We start from the raw sequence: 16,984 nt of genomic DNA, 5'->3' as shown, positions 1-16,984 counted from the left end.
TATGTCCGTAACGGTAAATCGCGATGGTGTTTTACGCCCGCAAGCACAAGACGCTCAGGTTGTGACGGCAATGCTGCCGTCGCCCTGCCCGCAAAACCACGCGGCCAATATTCTGCCACTGCCGGATGGCACGTTGATGTGCGTCTGGTTTGGCGGTTCACAGGAAGGCGTGGCGGATATTTCGGTATGGAGTTCGCGGCTGGCACCCGGTGCCTGCGCCTGGAGCGAGGCGGTAAAACTCTCGGACGATCCGACACGTTCAGAGCAAAACCCGGTGCTGTTCCTCGCCCCGAACAACGTGCTGTGGCTGCTGTGGACCGCGCAGATCTCCGGCAACCAGGACACGGCGATTGTGCGCTATCGCCAGTCGCATGATTTTGGTGCCAGCTGGGGTGACATTAAAACCTTGCTCGACAAACCTGGCACCTTTATCCGCCAGCCAATCACCGTGCTGGACAATGGCAACTGGCTGTTACCGGTGTTTTATTGCCGCACCCAGCCAGGTGAAAAATGGGTCGGCAATGACGACATCAGCGCGGTGAAAATCTCATCCGATCAGGGTAAAAGCTGGCGCGATGTTGACGTACCTCAGAGCCTCGGCTGTGTGCATATGAACATCACCGCGCTGCCAGGCGGACAACTGGTGGCGCTGTTTCGCAGCCGCTGGGCGGACAACATTTACTACAGCCAGTCGACCGACGGCGGCGAAAGCTGGTCGGTGCCGGAACCGACGACATTGCCAAACAACAACTCATCGATTCAGGTGACAACGCTTGCTGATGGCGCGCTGGCGCTGGTGTTCAATCACATGAGCGCCGCCGGAGCCAGCGAACGCCGCGCTTCGCTGTACGATGAAATTGACGACGGTGACGGGCGTAAAGAGCCGACGGTGACCAGCGGGCGCAGCGCGTTCTGGGGCGCACCGCGCGCGCCGATGACGGTGGCAATCTCGCCGGATGGCGGTAAAAGCTGGCCGTGGCAGCGTCACCTGGATGAGGGCGACGGCTACTGCATGACCAATAATTCGCAGGAAAAACTCAACCGCGAGTTCTCCTATCCGAGCATCAAACAGGGCGCGGACGGCAAGCTGCATATCGCCTATACCTATTTTCGCCAGGCGATTAAATATGTGCGCATCGCACCGGACTGGGTAAAGGAGTAACCGATGATTGTGGGCAACCTTAACGCCCTGCCGCTGGCAGGGTTACCCTTCCCGCTTCGCGAGATACTTGCTTTACCGCACTGTTCGCTGGCGGCGTTACAGGCGCGGGATGACGGGCGCTGGCAGCCAGAAAATGCCGATTGGTTTTGCACCATCGGCCCGGCAAACACGCAACCGCAGGCGCAGCGTCACACGGAATATCACGCCCTGTGGGCCGATATTCAGGTGGTACTGGCCGGTGAGGAAATGATCAACGCTGGAATGCGCTACGCCGCGCGGGAAGAGGATGAGCAGCGCAAACCGGATCTCTACATCACCACACACGCGCTTTTACCGGTTAGCGTAACTTTGCGCGCCGGGGATTTCGCCGTCTTTTTGCCCGGCGAACCGCACCAGGCGCTGTGCGCTGTCGATGCGCCCATGACGGTGCGCAAAGCGGTGTTCAAAGTGCCGCGCGCACGGCTGGAGGTCTGAGATGTCGCATGCCGTAGTAACCGGTGCCAGTTCCGGTATTGGCGAAGCCATTGTCGATAAGCTGCTGGCGCAAGGCTGGCAGGTGACCGGTTTATCCCGCTCGCCGGTAACGCGAGCTAACCCGGCGTTTCGCAGTGTGCAGGTCGATCTCGGCGACAGCGAGGCGTTGCGCCGGGTAATAGCCACTCTGCCGACGCCGCAGGCGCTGGTCCATGCAGCAGGAATAATGGCCGCCGCACCGCTTGGTGAACTCGATCCCATGGCCAGCGAGCGTCTGTGGCAGCTGCATGTGCAGGCGGCAGAAACGCTGGTCAACCATTTTGCGCCCCAGATGTCGCAAGGTGGCCGAATTGTGGTGATTGGCAGCCGCACCTCGCGCGGCGCGGCGGGCCGCTCGCAGTATGTCGCCACCAAAGCGGCGCTGGTGGGGATGGTCAGAAGCTGGGCGGCGGAACTGGCACCGCGCGGCATCACCGCCAATGTTGTGGCACCAGGAGCAACACAGACGCCGATGCTCAGCGCGGCGGGGCGGGAAAGCTCGCCGCCGAATGTGCCGCCGATTGGCCGCTTAATTACGCCGCAGGAAGTGGCAGCGCTGGTGAATTTTGTCTTATCGCCGGATGCGGCCGCCATCACCGGGCAGGAGCTAGTGATATGCGGCGGTGCGTCGCTGAAGTGATGTCGCGCAGTGCAGTAAAAGATTCGCCCGGCGCGACTGCCGGGCGGCTTTTAACGTAGGAACACTTTGCCCAACAGATAGAGCGTTGCCTGGCCGCCAATCAGCACGCGATCGCCGCGCCATTCACAGCGTAAATCGCCGCCGCGCGCGGAAACCTGCCGCGCCTGCAGGCTGTTTTTACCCAGTTTTTCGCCCCAGTACGGGATCAGCATGCTGTGCGCCGAACCGGTCACCGGATCTTCCGCCACCGCTTCACCCGGGCAGAAGAAGCGGCTGACAAAATCAACGTTCTCACCGGGCGCGGTCACGCAGACCATCTTGCCAAGCGGTTTCATTGCCGCGATATCCGGCGTTAAGGCTTCTACCTGCGCCTGATTTTCCAGCACCACCAGATAATCCCGCGCCACACGCACTTCTTTTGCGCGTTCAATGCCGAGCGTTTTCAGCAGCAGCGCCGGAACCTCGCTTACCGTTTCCGTCGACCAGGCCGGGAAATCCAGCGTCAGCCAGTCGCCATTGCGGCTCACTTTCAGTTCACCGACAAAGCGGGTGGTGAACAGAATTTCGGTATCCGGGTAATCGAGATATTCAAAGATCACGTGCGCAGCGGCGAGAGTCGCATGGCCGCAGAGATTGATCTCATCTTGGGTGGTGAACCAGCGCAGCTCAAAACCGCTGTCGTTACGCACGAAGAAGGCAGTTTCGGACTGGTTATGCTGCTGCGCCATGCGCAGCAGCACATCATCGGCTAACCATTCGGTCAGGGGGCAGACGGCGGCGGCATTACCGCCAAAAGTGCGGTCGCTGAAGGCGTCGACCATATAAAAATCGATGGTTTGCATAGCGTTTCCTCTTTTTCGTCTTCTGTTTTTGAGCGCTATTCGGAAACGTTGCAACAGGTATTTTCCACACGAATAAAAAGTGAGATCTACATCACAAAATGTTTGTATTTTCGCCAGCAAAGGCAGTAAGATCGTGGCCTCTTCTTTTCGCCAACCAACCCCAAATACCCTTATGACTACCAATACCGTTTCACGAAAAGTCGCGTGGCTGCGGGTCGTGACGCTTGCTGTCGCCGCATTTATTTTCAACACCACCGAATTCGTGCCTGTGGGTTTGCTGTCGGATATCGCGCAGAGCTTCGACATGGAAACCGCGCAGGTGGGGATCATGTTGACCATCTATGCCTGGGTGGTGGCGTTAATGTCGCTGCCCTTTATGCTGCTGACCAGCCAAATTGAGCGCCGCAAGTTGTTGATTGCGCTCTTTGTGCTGTTTATCGCCAGTCATGTGTTGTCGTTCCTCGCATGGAGCTTCGAGGTACTGGTCATAAGCCGCATTGGCATTGCTTTCGCCCATGCGATTTTCTGGTCGATTACCGCCTCGTTGGCTATTCGCCTCGCGCCTGCCGGGAAAGGTGCGCAGGCATTGAGCCTGCTCGCCACCGGTACCGCACTGGCGATGGTGCTCGGGCTGCCGATTGGCCGTATCGTCGGGCAATATTTCGGCTGGCGTACCACCTTTTTCGCCATCGGTATGGGCGCGCTGGTGACGCTGGTGTGCCTGGTGAAACTGCTGCCCGCGCTGCCGAGCGAACATTCGGGTTCGCTGAAAAGCCTGCCGGTGCTGTTCCGTCGCCCGGCGCTGATGTGCATTTATTTGCTCACCGTCGTGGTGGTTACCGCGCATTACACGGCTTACAGCTACATTGAGCCGTTCGTGCAAAATGTGGCGGGCTTTAGCGCCAATTTCGCCACCCTGCTGCTGTTAGTGCTTGGCGGCGCCGGGATTATTGGTAGCGTGCTGTTCGGCAAGCTGGGGAACCAGCACGCCTCTGGCCTGGTGTGCGGCGCGATTGGTCTGCTGGTGATTTCACTGGTGATGATGCTGCCCGCTTCCGGTAGCGAAATGCATCTGGCAGTGCTGAGCGTGGTATGGGGCATCGCGATTATGATTATCGGCCTGGGTATGCAGGTAAAAGTGCTGGCGCTGGCGCCGGATGCTACCGATGTGGCGATGTCACTGTTTTCGGGCATTTTTAACATTGGTATCGGCGCGGGTGCGCTGGTCGGCAACCAGATAAGCCTGCACTGGTCGATGAACGTCATCGGGTACGCCGGGGCGATCCCGGCGATTGCTGCGCTGATATGGGCGGTGGTGATTTTCCGCCGCTGGCCGGTGAAACTGGAAGAGCAAACCCACGCTGGCCACGTGTAAACCGCGCCGGTTACTGCGCGGCAGCGACAACCTCATCCATTATTGTGGTTTGCCAGTCAAACCACGGGTTCCAGGTCAGGCGGGCATGAATTTTGTTCGCCTCGACCAGTCCCCAGTCTGAATACCACACCTCTTCCCCCGCCAGACAGCGCTTTGCCGCCTCTTCTGACTGACCATTCGCGCAGAGCAGCACGCTGCCTTTGCGTCCGTACAGCGGATTACGAGGCGAAAAGAGCACTGACATATGAGAAAACTGGCTGATGCGATCCTGCGGCAGATAATCTGTTTTTACCCGTAAGCGGGACATTTTTGCGGCTTCTGGTGGCGGTGTGCCGTACCAAATCAGGCGGCTGGCCGGGTTGGTGAAACTGCGATCGAATTGATCGAGGATCCAGCGCGTGTTGAGCACCGAATCGTGTTCGGTTAATACCAGCAGCACCGGTTTTGTCCACGGTTTACGCGCAAGCAGCCGCTGCGCGCTGGCGCTGGTGCGCCAGAACTGGGCGAAACCGTTGGTCGGTACGCGTAAGTAGCGGGTGGCGATTTGCTGCGGAAAAACGGCGCTCGGCGGGCGCAACCAGTCGCGAAACAGCGCTACCGTCGGGGCGAGAAAATCATAACTGGTGCTGGATTTGAATGCCGGGGAAAACAGCAGCAGCCCCTGCACGTTGTCATGCGCCATCGCATATTCCAGCGCCAGATTTCCGCCGGTGGAAAAACCGCCGAGCCAAAGGGCATCGACTTCTTTGCCCAGAATATCCGCCTGCTCGCGCACCACTTCTCGCCACTGCGAAACATCGACATCCAGCAGATCCGCAGGCCGCGTACCGTGGCCTGGTAACAGCACGGTGCGCACCAGAAAGCCCTGTTTTGCCAGTTCGGAGGCAATATCCACAAACGATCCTGGCCCGTCGCCCAGCCCGTGGATCAGCAAAATGCCTTTATGCGCAGGCTTCGCCGGACGCCACTCCTGTGGCGTGTTGAGCCGCAGTTCGCTCGCTTTATCCAGCGTCTGAAACGCCCGGTGCGCGGCGACAAAATCACGCGTTTGCTGTTGATATGCCGTAAAGCTTTTTTGCGCCAGCGGCGGTTGAGCGCCGGGGCGCTGCTGACAGCCGGTTAGCGCAACCAGCGCCACGACCAGCCACGAGAGAAATGTACGCATCAGGCTTCGGCATGAAAAGTGGTGATGATTTCCAGCACGCCATTAATGATAAATTGTACGCCCATACAGACCAGCAGAAAGCCCATCAGCCGCGAGATGGCCTCTATACCGCCCTTGCCCACCAGCCGCATGATCGCCCCGGAACTGCGCAGGCTTACCCATAATATCAGCGCCACAATGGCAAAAATCAGCGTTGGCGCAACGGTGATGACCCACTCAGGAAACTCAGCGCCGTGGCGAATGGTTGAGGCGGAACTGATGATCATGGCGATGGTGCCGGGACCGGCGGTGCTCGGCATGGCCAGCGGCACAAAGGCGATATTGGCGCCGGGCTCCTCTTCCAGCTCTTCTGACTTGCTTTTCACTTCTGGCGCCTGATGCGGTTTTTGCGCCGGAAACAGCATGCGAAAACCGATAAAGGCGACGATCAACCCACCGGCAATACGCAACCCCGGAATGGAGATGCCGAAGGTGTTCATCACCACCTGACCAGCGTAATACGCCACCATCATAATAATGAAGACGTAGATCGAGGCCATCCGCGCCTGCTGGTTACGTTGGGCGCTATTCATATTGCCCGCCAGCCCTAAAAACAGCGCTACGGTGGTCAACGGGTTTGCCAGCGGTAGCAATACCACCAGCCCAAGGCCAATGGCTTTAAATAGTTCCAGCATCTGACGGTCACTCCTTGCAAGGTCAAAACCCCGCCAGTATAGCCATAACGCGGCGGCAATGGCATGCCCAGGCACAGGGCGCGTCTTGATTAAATGATTACTTTCAGTGCGTTACGATTGGATTTTTTCCAGACGTGAAACGTTTTAGCAAATAGTGGCATCGTGGATTCATTCGGTTGACTTATATTTGCCTGAGCAATAATATCTGCCGTGACTAATCTACTTGCCGGGGCAACCATTGTGAAAAGCACGAATGATCTATTTAACGACATCATTCCTCTTGGCCGCTTGATCCACATGGTTAACCAGAAAAAAGATCGTTTACTTAACGATTACCTGTCGCCGCTGGATATCACCGCCACTCAGTTTAAGGTGCTCTGCTCTATCCGCTGCGAAGTGTGTATCACCCCGGTAGAACTGAAAAAGGTGCTTTCTGTCGATCTCGGCGCCCTGACCCGCATGCTGGACAGACTGGTGTGCAAAGGCTGGATCGAACGTAATCCGAATCCGAATGACAAGCGCGGCGTGCTGGTGCGGTTAACCGCCGAAGGCGCGGCGCTGTGTGAGCAATGTCATCAATTAGTAGGGCATAACCTGCACCAGGAATTAACAAAAAACTTAACGACAGAAGAAGTGGCAACCCTTGAGTATTTGCTCAAGAAAATTTTGCCGTAAAAAAACAAAGAGGTATGACGATGTCCAGACGCAATACTGACGCTATCACTATTCATAGCATTTTGGACTGGATCGAGGACAACCTGGAATCGCCGCTGTCGCTGGAAAAAGTGTCAGAGCGTTCTGGTTACTCCAAGTGGCACCTGCAACGGATGTTTAAAAAAGAGACTGGTCATTCGCTGGGCCAGTACATTCGCAGCCGCAAGCTGACGGAAATTGCGCAAAAGCTCAAGGGAAGTAATGAGCCGATCCTGTATCTGGCAGAGCGTTACGGGTTTGAATCGCAACAAACCTTAACGCGCACGTTTAAGAACTATTTCGACGTGCCGCCGCATAAATTCCGCGTGACGGATATCCCGGCAGAGTCCCGGTACCTGTTCCCGCTGAATCACGCTTGTTAATTTAATCGCCTGCAGTAAAAAGACGTATCGAGGAAAGTATGAAACGTATCGCCTGTGCCGCTGTCACCCTGATGGTGCTGTTATCCGGCCAGAGTTATGCGGAGCAAGTTAATCATCCCGCACAGCAGAACAACCGTGACGCGATGATTTTACCCACCGCCCAGCAAACATCGCCTTTTGATTTTAACCATATGGGCGTGGGTAGCGACAAATCCGACGCATTAGGTGTGCCGTATTACCATCAGCGCAGCTAAACGTCTTGCCCCGCATAATGCGGGGCTTTTTTTGCTTATGCCTGCACCGCCCGGCGCAGACGAAAACCAAACACATTAATATACAGCCCCGCCATCACCAGCACAGCACCCACCAGTTGTAGCGCCGATAGCGTCTCACCCAGCAGTAACGCAGCACTCGCCATGCCGACCACCGGCACCAGTAGCGACAGCGGCGCAACACGCCAGGTTTCGTAGCGACCCAGCAGCGTTCCCCAGATGCCATATCCCAGAATGGTGGCGACAAACGCCAGATAGACCAGCGACAACAGCGTAGTGAAATCAATACTGACCACGCTTTGCAGCATCAGCGCCGGGCCGTCGAAAATCAACGAGGCGACCATAAACGGCACAATCGGAATCAGCGCGCTCCATACCACCAGCGACATGATCGCCGGACGCGAGCTATGCTGCATGATTTTTTTGTTGAAGATATTGCCGCAGGCCCAGCTAAACGCGCCCGCCAGCGTCAACAGGAACCCCAGCAACGGAACATGCTGGCCGTTCAGGCTGGACTCGATCAGCACCAGCACGCCCAGCACCGCAAGCGTGATGCCAACCAGTTGTTTTATCTGTAAACGTTCACCAAACACGCCTGCACCGAGAATGATGGTGAAAAACGCCTGCGCCTGTAACACCAGCGACGCCAGCCCTGCGGGCATGCCAAACTTGATGGCGCAAAATAGAAAAGCGAACTGCCCGAAGCTGATCGTCAGGCCGTAACCGAGCAACAAACGCAGCGGCACTTTTGGACGAGCAACGAACAGAATGGCCGGAAAGGCCACCAGCACAAAGCGTAACCCGGCCAGCATTAACGGCGGCATGTTGTGCAGGCCCACTTTGATCACCACAAAATTCAGCCCCCACGCTACCACTACCAGCATCGCCAGCAGGACATCTTTACGCGTCATTCTTCGCCCTTTTTGTTTTTTAAACTTTTGTAAAAAATTTACGTTAACGCAAAAAATTGTACAGCGACAGATCATTAATTCAGGTAGGTCAGTTTGGGCATTTCCCGACAAAACTGCGGTTGTACATCACACTTTATGCATGTTAAAGCTGTATACATCACAAAAAAATATAACAACAGCATGTCGGGCAGGAACATGACCATCAAGCAAACACGCTCCACCGCCGCGTTACTGGCATCTTCACTTTTATTAACCATTGGCCGCGGCGCCACGCTGCCGTTTATGACTATCTACCTGAATCGCCAGTACGGGATGTCGGTCGATCAGGTCGGTTACGCGATGTCGATTGCGCTGACTATCGGCGTGGTGTTCAGCCTCGGCTTCGGCATGCTGGCGGATAAGTTCGATAAAAAACGCTATATGCTACTGGCGATTGTCGCCTTTATTGCCGGTTTTGCCGCGATCCCGCTGTCACACCATGCGGGGTTAGTGGTGCTGTTTTTTGCCCTGATTAACTGCGCTTATTCGGTGTTTTCCACCGTGCTGAAGGCCTACTTTGCCGACACACTCGCGCCTGCAGCGAAAGCGAAGATTTTCTCGCTCAACTACACGGTGCTTAATGTCGGCTGGACCGTCGGCCCGCCGCTTGGCACGCTGCTGGTCATGCAGAGCATTAACTTGCCGTTCTGGCTGGCGGCAATTTGTGCGGCCTTTCCGCTGGTGTTTATTCAGCTGTTTGTTCGCCGCGTTGCGGTTGGTGAAAGCCTCGACAGCCCTGTAGCGTGGGATCCTTCCGTGTTGCTGAAAGATAAAGCGCTCGGCTGGTTTACTTTATCGAATTTTCTCGCCTCGTTTGTCGCCGGTTCTTTTGCTTCCTGCCTGTCACAATATGTGATGACGGTGGCCAGTAGCGAGTTCGCCGAGCGCGTAGTGGCCGTGGTGCTGCCGGTCAACGCCGCCATTGTGGTCACCTTGCAGTATGCGGTGGGCCGTAAACTCACTTCCTCCAACCTGCGTCCGGCGATGGCAATTGGCACCGTCAGTTTCGTTATCGGCCTTATTGGTTTTATGTTATCCGGCGATAACTTGTGGTTCTGGGGGCTTTCCGCCGCGGTGTTTACGCTGGGAGAAGTGATCTACGCACCCGGTGAATATATGTTGATCGATAACATCGCCCCAGCGGGAATGAAAGCGACCTACTTCTCGGCACAGGCGCTGGGCTGGCTGGGCGCAGCAATGAACCCGTTACTTACCGGGGTTATCCTGACCACGCTGCCCGCGGCCTCACTGTTTGTCATCCTGATGGTAACTATCATTGTGGCATGGCTGATGATGCTCAAAGGCATGCAGGCACGGCCGCTCGGCGGATTGCAGGCGCAATAATAAAAAACGGCGCACTGAGCGCCGTTTTTTATTTACCATACCTGTTCGGCGATTTTCGTTACCAGCCGCACTTTGTCCCACTGCTGGGCAGGCGTGAGCGTGTTGCCCTCTTCGGTGGAGGCAAAACCACACTGTGGGCTAAGGCAAATCTGGTTGATATCGACAAACTTCGCCGCTTCCTGAATACGCGCTTTTATCCCTTCCGGGTTTTCAAGCTCGCCGTTTTTGGTAGTGATAAGCCCCAGCACCACCTGCTGTTTGCCCGGACGGACAAAACGCAACGGGGCGAAATCGCCGGAGCGGTCGTTGTCATATTCGAGGAAGAACGCCTCAACATTCACGCTACCAAACAGCACTTCCGCAACGGGTTCGTAACCGCCTTCGGAGATCCAGGTGGAGCGGAAATTACCGCGGCACACATGCAGACCAATGGTTAAATCGTCCGGTTTACCTTCCAGCGCCTTGTTAATCACGCGGGCATAAATGCGCGCCAGTTCATCGGGATCGTCGCCGCGTTCGCGGATCTGGCGACGCTGATCGTCAGAGCAGAGATAGGCCCAAACCGTATCATCCAGTTGCAGATAGCGGCAGCCTGCGGCATAGAACGCCTGGATCGCATCGCGCCAGGTGGTCGCCAGATCGTCAAAGTAGGCGTCAAGCTGCGGATAAACCGTCGCGTCAATGTCTTTGCGCCCGCCGCGAAAGTGCAGCACGCTTGGGCTGGGAATGGTCATCTTCGGTTGCGCGGTGCCGCTGATGCTTTTGAGGAAGCGAAAATCTTTCAGCATTGGGTGATTGCCAAAGCCTAATTTACCGGTGACACGCACGCCGTGGGCTTTGGTTTGCACACCGTTAAACTGAATGCCTTGATCGGAATCGTAGCGCTCCACACCTTCGAGTCCGTCGAAGAAGTCAAAATGCCACCATGCGCGGCGAAATTCACCGTCGGTAACAACATGCAGACCGCAGGCACATTGCTGCTCAACCACCTGGCGAATCGCGTCATCTTCTACACGGCGCAACTGCTGAGCGGTGATTTCACCCTGCGCAAACTGCTGACGCGCCTGCTTGATGGCGTCCGGGCGCAGGAAACTGCCGACTACGTCTGCACGGAATGGGGCCTGATGTCGCTGCATATTACTCTCCTCTGCGCCGGGGAATGATTTCCCAACGTGATAATTCATTATTTGAAATTTAGACTTCTGGATGGCTAAAAGTCCAAATAAAATGTCATAGCGCAGGAAAAGCAGCAACCGAGAAAATTTCACGGCACATGAAAAAAATTCACCATTGCACCGTGAAAGATGAAGAAAAGGATTAGAAGGCCGCTTCGCTCTCGCCGCTGGCAAAGGTATACCCTTCATCTTCCCAGCCGGTGATGCCACCAATCATGATTTTCACCGCCAGCCCCAGGCGCGCCAGTTTCAGCGCGGCGCGATCGGCACCATTGCAGTGCGGTCCGGCGCAATAGACCACAAACAACGTATCCGCAGGCCAGCGGGCCATGCGTTCTGCGGTCATCATGCTATGTGGCAAATGCAACGCTCCAGGCAGGTGACGGCGGGCAAAAGTCTGCGCGCTACCCACTACATGCAACAAGACAAAATCCTGCTCGTGATGGGTGATCGCGTGATGGACATCGGCGCAGTCCGTTTCGACACTCAGGCGGCGGAAGAAATGGCTGGCGGCCTCTTCGGGTGACGCAGCGGGGACTTCAGATACATAACTCATCGTCTTTTCTCCTTGTTTGTGTTAACACTAATTTAACCAACACAGGACAACCTCACTGCCCCCTTCTATGCCAGATAACACCAGGATAATGACAACTTCACGACACACCCCTCCCCGCCACCGCGTGGTCGCGCTGGCCTATGATGGGCTTTGCACCTTTGAATTTGGCGTCGCGGTGGAGATTTTCGGTCTGCCGCGCCCGGAGCTGGGCGATAACTGGTACACATTTACCGTTGCCGCCGTGGATGAGGGGGAATTGCGGGCGACGGGCGGTATTCGCGTGATGGCGGAAGGCGGGCTGGAGCTACTCGAAAACGCGGACACCGTTGTGGTTCCCGGCTGGCGCGGCGCGCAAACGCCCGTACCGGCCGCATTATGTAGCGTGTTATATCAGGCCTGGCAGCACGGCTGCCGTGTGATTTCTATTTGTTCCGGGGTGTTTGTACTGGCGGCGGCCGGTTTGCTCAATGGCCGTAAAGCCACCACCCACTGGCGCTATACGGATATGCTGCGGGAAGCCTACCCGGCGATTATCGTGCTGGATGACGCTCTCTATTACGATGAAGGAAATGTGATGACCTCGGCTGGCAGCGCGGCGGGGATCGATTTATGCCTGCATGTCGTGCGCGAGGATTTCGGTATTGAGGTCGCGAATAATGTCGCCCGGCGGCTGGTGGTGCAGCCGCACCGGGATGGATCTCAAACTCAACAACTTCAACGCCCGGTTGCCCGCACGCGTGAAAGTCGCCAGTTAGGACAGTTGTTCGATTTCCTTCATCAACATCTGGCAGGCAGCCACACAGTCGCGTCACTGGCTAAACAGACGGGCATGAGCCCGCGTACGTTTTTGCGCCGTTTCGAAGAAACAACCGGAACCACACCCGCTCGCTGGATTTTGCAGGAACGATTACGCCAGGCTGAGGATTTACTCATTCATTCACGAATGAGCATTGAGCTGATTGCCGGGCACAGCGGATTCGCTACTGCGGCTTCACTGCGCCACCATTTTCAGCAGCAGCGTGGTATATCCCCGGCGGCATACCGCAAAAAATTTAGCACCGCGGCGAAATAATTCACGCTATTCATCTTTTATTGAGGTTAAGCAGGCTATTCTTTCTCCATCGCGGCCACCAATTAAGGTAAGAGAGGCAAGTTGGTTAATTAAATGGAGAGTTGACACCATGGCAAATATGCATGTTTTTATCGCAGTACTGGGCATTATTGTTTTTTCCGGGTTCCTTGCTGCTTATTTCAGCCACAAATGGGATGACTGATGATCGCTGATAATCCCCCGCCGATATGGCCCCTTGCGAAAAAACGTAAGGGGCCATTTCTTTTTGCTCGTCCGAAACAAACAGGCAAAAAAAACCGCCCTTAAAAGGCGGTCAATGCTTGCATGGATAGATTGCTATTGTTCTACGCGCTAACTCAAACGACAGGTTAACGACTACCAACCAATCTAGCATTGCTTTCCTCAATAAAACCTAAACAAGTACAGAACGCGCGGCGCTCGCGTCATGGCTGAAACGGGTTTCATCGAAACGTTTTCCTGTGAAGAATTCTCTTTTGCTATTGAAATTACAGAAGATATATCTTTCGGCGTATAAAGTTTGTGATAACGTCGGATCACCATTTCACAGACCGGAGGGGTTATCCCCAATATCAAATTTAAATGCCCGGTTTGCAGCAGCCAAAAGTTTTTATTTACCACATTCTGCCCGGGTCAACGTATACCTCACGGGGCCATTTGCTCGGTTTGTGGCGCAAGACTTACAGCCAGATCCTGTATACCCGCACTACGAAGAAGGCGGTGGCCAAAACAAGTGTTATAGGAAGGGCCTCAAATGAGGCCCTTTTAATTTCCTTTATTCAGGCGTTTTTCGCTTTCCCTAAAGAAAAGCCGCTCACTTTCGCAATATGAACGCGCAATATTGTCCCTTTTACGCTCGTCCAACCACCCGTTCCCGTCATCCACGAGGGATCTTTAATATGTAAATAATTAAGCGGAATATCGTGCCCCTCTTCAACGCGATAATCATTAGCCAGATCATCAAAGAAAAGCGCGATGGAATTTTTCAGCGACGCGTCATCTCCCTGAATAGCTCGAATAGATTTCGCGGTATATAACGCATATTCCTGCCCGGATACGAGTTCACCCGCCACTACCTGACCGCCGACAACCAGCGTTACCACCATACCCGCGCCGAGATTGGCACAGGAGACCAGATGGGATAAGGCGCTATCCTGAGTGCTCACTGTGGGAGCGGCAGTTTCTGAAACTTCACGTTCATTTGCCATTTACACCTCCGCGTACCGCATGAAAAAACCGCCCGCGGGCGGTTGTTGATCAATAGAATTTCCGGATGGCTTGTTCAGTTTCCTGCTGGCTGACCAGGTCAGAAAATCGGGCAACGAGGAAGGTTTCTCCATCAAGCTCCCAGGGTTCAATTGGGATTTCAAGAAAAGAGCTTTGCTCATTTTTAAACGTGACCGATTTTGCATTATCTTCCACGGTCACGTTTTCAACCTTACCACCGGCGCGTATTACCACTACATTTTTGGTCATGTCGGTTACCTCAGTTGCTTAAATAGCACTCGACATTAGCACAGCCACTTTCTCAATGCCTGCGTAATGCCACAGAATGTTAAGCCGTAAAATCAGGTTCTTTAATTTGGCTTAATGAGAGGGATAACGCTATGCCAGGAAGTGTGAACCAGCCCGCAATTTAATAAATGAAATGGGTAAAAACAGGGATTTGAACCGTGGTGATTTAAGAAAAACGCCAGAGGCCTTTAAGAAAAAAAGCCTCTGGCGATACAGATTTCGGTGATGCCGGGTGCCTCCCGGTGAGTCTGCTCCAGCCCGCAGAACTCGCTTTCACCCCAAAAAGGTATGACTGGTAGCCCCTCCGCGCAGGGGGATTCATCACCATGTCCACGTTATTTGCCGGGCATATTCAGGTCAATGCTCTGGCGGGTTATGTAAGTTTTTAAAGCAACTTTCTCGCGCTATTCACCCAATCCCCGGTTTTTCAGCATCGGTTCGATCTCAGGATCGTGACCGCGCCACTGGCGATAAAGCGCAGCCAGATCTTCGCTGTTGCCACGGGATAAAATCGCCTCACGGAACTTCTGCCCGTTTTCACGTGTTAATCCGCCCTGCTCCACAAACCACTGATAACCATCGTCCGCCAGCATTTGCGTCCACAGATAAGCGTAATAACCGGCCGCATAACCGCCGCCGAAAATATGGGCAAAATAGCTGCTGCGATACCGCGGCGGAACCGCTGCCAAATCGAGATGCTCTTTGCGCAACGCTTGCGCCTCGAAACTCTCAACATCACTTACGTTCTCGCCGTCCGTCAGCGCATGCCAGTTCATATCCAGCAGCGCTGCGCTTAATAGTTCGGTCATGTCGTAACCTTTATTAAACTGCGTGGCGCGTAACATCTTCTCGCGAAGTAGCTCCGGCATCGGTTCACCGCTTTGGTAGTGGCGGGCATAGCGGGTAAACACCTGCGGCTGACTTGCCCAGTGTTCATTGATTTGCGACGGGAACTCGACAAAATCACGCGGCGTATTGGTGCCGGAGAGGCTGGCGTAGCGCTGGCTGGCGAACAGCCCGTGCAGAGTGTGTCCAAATTCATGGAACAGCGTAATGACGTCATCCCACGAAAGCAACGCCGTCTGTCCGGCTGCGGGTTTCTGGTAATTACAGACGTTGTAGATCACCGGTTGTGTGCCGTTGAGCGTTGACTGCTCGACAAAATTGCCCATCCATGCGCCACCACTTTTTGAGTCGCGGGCGAAATAATCACCGTAGAACAGCGCTAATCCGGCACCATCCGCGTCAAAAATTTCCCATACGCGAACATCCGGGTGATAGACAGGAATATCAAACCGTTCAGTAAAACGAAGACCAAACAGCTCTCTCGCGGCCCAAAAAACGCCCTCGGTAAGCACGGTATTGAGCGCAAAGTACGGTTTGATTTGGGATTCATCCAGCGAATATTTCGCCAGACGCACCTGCTCGGCATAAAACGCCCAGTCCCAGGCCTGCGCGGTAAAACCGCCCTGCTGCGTATCGATAACCTGCTGGATATCGGCCAGCTCTCGTTCGGCACGGGCACGCGCGGCGGGCGCGATATCACGCATGAAATCCAGCGCCGCCTGCGGCGTTGCCGCCATCTGATCGGCAATTTTCCAGCTGGCAAAATCGGCAAATCCGAGAAGTTTGGCTTGCTTCGCGCGTAACTGCACAAGGCGTAACACAATAGCGCGGGTGTCGTTGGCATCCCCTTTTTGCGTGCGCAACCAGCTCGCCTTAAACAGATTTTCACGCGTCTGGCGATCGCGCAACGCCGCCAGAGCCGGTTGCTGGGTGGTATTCAACAATGACAACAACCAACGGTTTTCCAGCCCTTTGGCTTTTGCTGCCTCGGCAGCAATGGCAATATCTTCTGCACTCAAACCATCAAGCTGATGGGCATAATCCACCACCAGCCCACCGGCTTTATCCGCCGCCAGCAGACGCTGGTTAAACTGGCTCGTCAAAGTGGCTGATTCGGTGTTCAGCGCTTTCAGCGTCGCTTTGTCCTGCGCGCTCAGCGTCGCGCCCGCCAGCATAAAGCGCTGATAGGTGGTTTCCACCAGACGCAAGGATTCGGCATCCAGAGACAGCGCGTCGCGCTGCTTCCATACCGCTTCCACGCGGGCAAACAGGGCATCGTCGAGGTAAATATCGTTCGCCAGCTCTGCCAGTTCAGTTGAAAACGCCTCATCCAGCTGTTGTAAAAAGTCATTGGTATAGGCCGATGTCATGGCAAAAAAGACACTGGTGACATAGGTGAGCAGCGCGCCGCTGCGCTCCAGAGCCAACAAGGTGTTGTCGAAATCCGCTGGCACAGGATCCTGCGTAATAGCGGCAATTTCAGCGCGTTTTTGTCGTATTCCTTCATCAAACGCCGGGCGGTAATGCTCCTGATTAATGACATCAAACGGCGGCGCCTGGTAAGGCAGTGTGCTGGCAGAAAAGAAAGGATTCGTGACCGACATATTTCGCTCCTGAATGCGTGATTCATCTCAGAGTAGGCATCCGCCGCGCGCATCGCAATCATTTCTCTGCTTTCGCGCATGAGCTGGCGTTTTTTGCCACACTGTATGCGGGATAAGTTGTGTTACCGCTATAAAGCGGTGCATGCTATGTCGCTACACCACAAAAAGCGTTGAGGAACAGTGAG

At 55.0% G+C, this 16,984-nt stretch carries 19 protein-coding genes; 10 read left to right on the top strand and 9 right to left on the bottom strand.

Annotated features, from left to right (window positions below):
- The first annotated feature begins 1 nt into the window (after position 1).
- The 3 genes from JKP81_RS11980 to JKP81_RS11970 are packed head-to-tail and all read left to right on the top strand — an operon-like array spanning position 2 to position 2,315.
- Entirely contained in the window at positions 2-1,162 is a 1,161-nt protein-coding gene (locus tag JKP81_RS11980) for an exo-alpha-sialidase (RefSeq protein ID WP_200551910.1), read from the top strand.
- A 3-nt stretch (positions 1,163-1,165) separates the two neighbouring features.
- Positions 1,166-1,636 carry a YhcH/YjgK/YiaL family protein gene (locus JKP81_RS11975; protein WP_200551909.1) on the top strand — a complete coding sequence of 157 codons (471 nt, stop codon included), beginning with the start codon at positions 1,166-1,168 and terminating at the stop codon, positions 1,634-1,636.
- A 1-nt stretch (position 1,637) separates the two neighbouring features.
- The gene (locus JKP81_RS11970) at positions 1,638-2,315 is read left to right on the top strand and encodes an SDR family NAD(P)-dependent oxidoreductase (RefSeq protein ID WP_200551908.1); all 678 of its coding nucleotides are present in this window, start codon (positions 1,638-1,640) and stop codon (positions 2,313-2,315) included.
- Between the two features lie 50 nt (positions 2,316-2,365).
- Here JKP81_RS11970 and JKP81_RS11965 read toward each other — a convergent pair whose 3' ends face one another.
- Positions 2,366-3,157, bottom strand: a complete 792-nt coding sequence (locus tag JKP81_RS11965) for a PhzF family phenazine biosynthesis protein (RefSeq protein ID WP_200551907.1) — start codon at positions 3,155-3,157, stop codon at positions 2,366-2,368.
- A 172-nt stretch (positions 3,158-3,329) separates the two neighbouring features.
- On the opposite strand from JKP81_RS11965, the gene JKP81_RS11960 reads away from it, so the two are divergent.
- Positions 3,330-4,532, top strand: a complete 1,203-nt coding sequence (locus JKP81_RS11960) for a sugar transporter (protein ID WP_200551906.1) — start codon at positions 3,330-3,332, stop codon at positions 4,530-4,532.
- A gap of 10 nt (positions 4,533-4,542) precedes the next feature.
- Here the strand turns inward: JKP81_RS11960 and JKP81_RS11955 are convergent, their stop codons facing one another.
- Together JKP81_RS11955 and JKP81_RS11950 are read right to left on the bottom strand one after the other, a co-directional pair.
- Entirely contained in the window at positions 4,543-5,697 is a 1,155-nt protein-coding gene (locus JKP81_RS11955; protein WP_200551905.1) for an alpha/beta fold hydrolase, read from the bottom strand.
- Entirely contained in the window at positions 5,697-6,371 is a 675-nt protein-coding gene (locus tag JKP81_RS11950) for a MarC family NAAT transporter (protein WP_200551904.1), read from the bottom strand. The genes JKP81_RS11955 and JKP81_RS11950 overlap by 1 nt, the downstream gene beginning before the upstream one ends.
- Before the next feature lie 240 nt (positions 6,372-6,611).
- On the opposite strand from JKP81_RS11950, the gene marR reads away from it, so the two are divergent.
- From marR to marB, 3 genes are read left to right on the top strand one after another with little or no spacing between them, the layout of a single operon-like run.
- Positions 6,612-7,046 carry a multiple antibiotic resistance transcriptional regulator MarR gene (marR, locus tag JKP81_RS11945; RefSeq protein WP_016496172.1) on the top strand — a complete coding sequence of 145 codons (435 nt, stop codon included), beginning with the start codon at positions 6,612-6,614 and terminating at the stop codon, positions 7,044-7,046.
- A gap of 20 nt (positions 7,047-7,066) precedes the next feature.
- Complete coding sequence (marA, locus tag JKP81_RS11940) at positions 7,067-7,447, top strand: MDR efflux pump AcrAB transcriptional activator MarA (protein ID WP_016496173.1); 381 nt, start codon at positions 7,067-7,069, stop codon at positions 7,445-7,447.
- 38 nt (positions 7,448-7,485) lie between these two features.
- On the top strand, positions 7,486-7,701 hold the full coding sequence (gene marB, locus JKP81_RS11935) for a multiple antibiotic resistance protein MarB (protein ID WP_016496174.1): 216 nt from the start codon (positions 7,486-7,488) through the stop codon (positions 7,699-7,701).
- Between the two features lie 35 nt (positions 7,702-7,736).
- Here marB and eamA read toward each other — a convergent pair whose 3' ends face one another.
- Positions 7,737-8,630 carry an O-acetylserine/cysteine exporter gene (gene eamA / locus JKP81_RS11930; RefSeq protein WP_200551903.1) on the bottom strand — a complete coding sequence of 298 codons (894 nt, stop codon included), beginning with the start codon at positions 8,628-8,630 and terminating at the stop codon, positions 7,737-7,739.
- Between the two features lie 195 nt (positions 8,631-8,825).
- Here eamA and ydeE point away from each other — a divergent pair, with 195 nt between their 5' ends.
- Positions 8,826-10,013, top strand: a complete 1,188-nt coding sequence (gene ydeE, locus JKP81_RS11925) for an efflux MFS transporter YdeE (RefSeq protein WP_200551902.1) — start codon at positions 8,826-8,828, stop codon at positions 10,011-10,013.
- A 32-nt stretch (positions 10,014-10,045) separates the two neighbouring features.
- Here the strand turns inward: ydeE and JKP81_RS11920 are convergent, their stop codons facing one another.
- Together JKP81_RS11920 and JKP81_RS11915 are read right to left on the bottom strand one after the other, a co-directional pair.
- Positions 10,046-11,149: a cobalamin-independent methionine synthase II family protein gene (locus tag JKP81_RS11920; RefSeq protein ID WP_200551901.1), complete on the bottom strand. Its 1,104-nt coding sequence runs from the start codon at positions 11,147-11,149 to the stop codon at positions 10,046-10,048.
- Positions 11,150-11,330: 181 nt separating this feature from the next.
- Positions 11,331-11,744 carry a rhodanese-like domain-containing protein gene (locus JKP81_RS11915; RefSeq protein ID WP_200551900.1) on the bottom strand — a complete coding sequence of 138 codons (414 nt, stop codon included), beginning with the start codon at positions 11,742-11,744 and terminating at the stop codon, positions 11,331-11,333.
- 67 nt (positions 11,745-11,811) lie between these two features.
- Here JKP81_RS11915 and ftrA point away from each other — a divergent pair, with 67 nt between their 5' ends.
- Both ftrA and mgtS read left to right on the top strand, forming a co-directional pair.
- Positions 11,812-12,816 carry a transcriptional regulator FtrA gene (gene ftrA / locus JKP81_RS11910; protein WP_200551899.1) on the top strand — a complete coding sequence of 335 codons (1,005 nt, stop codon included), beginning with the start codon at positions 11,812-11,814 and terminating at the stop codon, positions 12,814-12,816.
- Positions 12,817-12,925: 109 nt separating this feature from the next.
- Positions 12,926-13,018: a protein MgtS gene (mgtS, locus tag JKP81_RS11905; protein ID WP_016496180.1), complete on the top strand. Its 93-nt coding sequence runs from the start codon at positions 12,926-12,928 to the stop codon at positions 13,016-13,018.
- A 595-nt stretch (positions 13,019-13,613) separates the two neighbouring features.
- Here mgtS and JKP81_RS11900 read toward each other — a convergent pair.
- The 3 genes from JKP81_RS11900 to dcp form a co-directional block, all read right to left on the bottom strand.
- Positions 13,614-14,042, bottom strand: a complete 429-nt coding sequence (locus JKP81_RS11900) for a hypothetical protein (RefSeq protein ID WP_200551898.1) — start codon at positions 14,040-14,042, stop codon at positions 13,614-13,616.
- 49 nt (positions 14,043-14,091) lie between these two features.
- Positions 14,092-14,310, bottom strand: coding sequence for a hypothetical protein (locus JKP81_RS11895; protein WP_007374905.1), 219 nt, complete (start codon positions 14,308-14,310; stop codon positions 14,092-14,094).
- A gap of 443 nt (positions 14,311-14,753) precedes the next feature.
- Entirely contained in the window at positions 14,754-16,799 is a 2,046-nt protein-coding gene (gene dcp, locus JKP81_RS11890) for a peptidyl-dipeptidase Dcp (RefSeq protein ID WP_200551897.1), read from the bottom strand.
- Positions 16,800-16,984: the final 185 nt, after the last annotated feature.

This window comes from Kosakonia sp. LAM2021, from assembly GCF_016620385.1.
GTDB classification, from domain to species: Bacteria; Pseudomonadota; Gammaproteobacteria; order Enterobacterales; family Enterobacteriaceae; genus Kosakonia; species Kosakonia sacchari.
This window is presented reverse-complemented; position numbering and strand designations above follow the sequence as displayed.

Excerpts from the sequence above, each read along its gene's own strand:
- marA (WP_016496173.1), top strand. The coding sequence starts at position 7,067 with ATGTCCAGACGCAATACTGACGCTATCACTATTCATAGCATTTTGGAC.
- JKP81_RS11955 (WP_200551905.1), bottom strand. The coding sequence starts at position 5,697 with ATGCGTACATTTCTCTCGTGGCTGGTCGTGGCGCTGGTTGCGCTAACC.
- JKP81_RS11980 (WP_200551910.1), top strand. The coding sequence starts at position 2 with ATGTCCGTAACGGTAAATCGCGATGGTGTTTTACGCCCGCAAGCACAA.
- ydeE (WP_200551902.1), top strand. The coding sequence starts at position 8,826 with ATGACCATCAAGCAAACACGCTCCACCGCCGCGTTACTGGCATCTTCA.
- JKP81_RS11920 (WP_200551901.1), bottom strand. The coding sequence starts at position 11,149 with ATGCAGCGACATCAGGCCCCATTCCGTGCAGACGTAGTCGGCAGTTTC.
- JKP81_RS11965 (WP_200551907.1), bottom strand. The coding sequence starts at position 3,157 with ATGCAAACCATCGATTTTTATATGGTCGACGCCTTCAGCGACCGCACT.
- eamA (WP_200551903.1), bottom strand. The coding sequence starts at position 8,630 with ATGACGCGTAAAGATGTCCTGCTGGCGATGCTGGTAGTGGTAGCGTGG.
- JKP81_RS11915 (WP_200551900.1), bottom strand. The coding sequence starts at position 11,744 with ATGAGTTATGTATCTGAAGTCCCCGCTGCGTCACCCGAAGAGGCCGCC.
- JKP81_RS11970 (WP_200551908.1), top strand. The coding sequence starts at position 1,638 with ATGTCGCATGCCGTAGTAACCGGTGCCAGTTCCGGTATTGGCGAAGCC.
- JKP81_RS11895 (WP_007374905.1), bottom strand. The coding sequence starts at position 14,310 with ATGACCAAAAATGTAGTGGTAATACGCGCCGGTGGTAAGGTTGAAAAC.
- JKP81_RS11950 (WP_200551904.1), bottom strand. The coding sequence starts at position 6,371 with ATGCTGGAACTATTTAAAGCCATTGGCCTTGGGCTGGTGGTATTGCTA.
- ftrA (WP_200551899.1), top strand. The coding sequence starts at position 11,812 with ATGCCAGATAACACCAGGATAATGACAACTTCACGACACACCCCTCCC.
- JKP81_RS11975 (WP_200551909.1), top strand. The coding sequence starts at position 1,166 with ATGATTGTGGGCAACCTTAACGCCCTGCCGCTGGCAGGGTTACCCTTC.
- JKP81_RS11900 (WP_200551898.1), bottom strand. The coding sequence starts at position 14,042 with ATGGCAAATGAACGTGAAGTTTCAGAAACTGCCGCTCCCACAGTGAGC.
- dcp (WP_200551897.1), bottom strand. The coding sequence starts at position 16,799 with ATGTCGGTCACGAATCCTTTCTTTTCTGCCAGCACACTGCCTTACCAG.
- JKP81_RS11960 (WP_200551906.1), top strand. The coding sequence starts at position 3,330 with ATGACTACCAATACCGTTTCACGAAAAGTCGCGTGGCTGCGGGTCGTG.
- marB (WP_016496174.1), top strand. The coding sequence starts at position 7,486 with ATGAAACGTATCGCCTGTGCCGCTGTCACCCTGATGGTGCTGTTATCC.
- mgtS (WP_016496180.1), top strand. The coding sequence starts at position 12,926 with ATGGCAAATATGCATGTTTTTATCGCAGTACTGGGCATTATTGTTTTT.